Origin of the sequence: Pseudidiomarina atlantica (assembly GCF_000753735.1) — a bacterium.
In the GTDB taxonomy this organism is placed as follows: domain Bacteria; phylum Pseudomonadota; class Gammaproteobacteria; order Enterobacterales; family Alteromonadaceae; genus Pseudidiomarina; species Pseudidiomarina atlantica.
This window is the reverse complement of sequence record NZ_JPIN01000037.1, coordinates 1-1,096: the sequence shown is the minus strand read 5'-3', so window position 1 is coordinate 1,096 and position 1,096 is coordinate 1. Positions and strand designations below refer to the sequence as shown.

Sequence of the window (1,096 nt, the reverse complement as noted above, 5' to 3'; positions counted from 1 at the left end):
GTTACGCTATCAGTACCCGGTATGACATGCGTCACCTGCCCAATTACTGTCAAAGCTGCACTTGGCCAAGTTGCAGGTGTGAGCGCCGTCGATGTCCGTTTTGAAGAGCGGGATGCAACCGTGACATTCGACGACGAAAAAACGTCAGTTAAGCAGCTCACTGAAGCAACGACAAATGCAGGATACCCATCAACACTGAAAGCAACGGCACCAAAAAATCAGTCATGAAACATCACAATGCCTTATAGCTGCTGTAAAACTGAAAGACCAAGGAGTAACCGTTATGAGTAATAACAATTTACACATTGCTGTCATTGGTAGCGGCGGCAGTGCGATGGCTGCGGCACTCAAAGCGACCGAGAGAGGTGCCCGAGTGACGCTCATTGAGAGAGGTACTATTGGCGGAACTTGTGTCAATATTGGCTGTGTCCCGTCTAAAATCATGATCCGAGCGGCTCATATCGCCCAACTGCGGCGAGAAAGCCCTTTTGATAAAGGCTTAAGTACTCATACTCTTAAGGTAAATCGATCAGCTCTCCTCGAGCAACAACAGGCTCGGGTAGAAGAACTCCGTGAATCCAAATACCAGAGTATTCTTAGAGAGAATTCCGCCATTACCGTTATTAACGGCGAAGCCCGCTTTATAAACGATGAAACTCTTTCCGTATCACTTCGCGATGGCGGTGAGCAAACGGTTTACTTTGACCGTGCTTTTATCGGCACCGGGGCCCGACCCGCACAACCCCCCATCCCCGGCTTAGCTGAAACCCCTTACCTTACTTCGACAAGCGCATTAGAGCTAAGTAACATTCCTAAACGCCTCGCTATTATTGGAGCCTCGGTCGTTGCTCTTGAATTAGCACAGGCCTTCGCGCGTCTCGGTAGTGAAGTTACTGTTTTGGCTCGCAGTCGGGTGTTATCCAAAGACGAGCCTGCCATTGGTGAAGCAATAGCGACTGTTTTTGATCGCGAAGGCATCAATGTGCTTGAGCATACAGAAGCCAGCGAAGTGCGTTACGACGGACAACACTTCATTCTCAAAACCAATGCCGGAACATTAAAAGCAGAACAACTGCTCGTGGCCACAGGCCGTACG

The 1,096-nt window shown here is 49.5% G+C and carries 2 protein-coding genes; both read left to right on the top strand.

The features are described from left to right. A partial coding sequence (gene merP, locus IDAT_RS12815) for a mercury resistance system periplasmic binding protein MerP (RefSeq protein ID WP_034734436.1) occupies window positions 1-228 on the top strand: 228 nt, incomplete at its 5' end. Window positions 229-283: 55 nt separating this feature from the next. Beyond that, window positions 284-1,096 (top strand): FAD-dependent oxidoreductase (locus IDAT_RS12810; protein ID WP_034734433.1); only part of this gene is annotated, 813 nt, incomplete at its 3' end.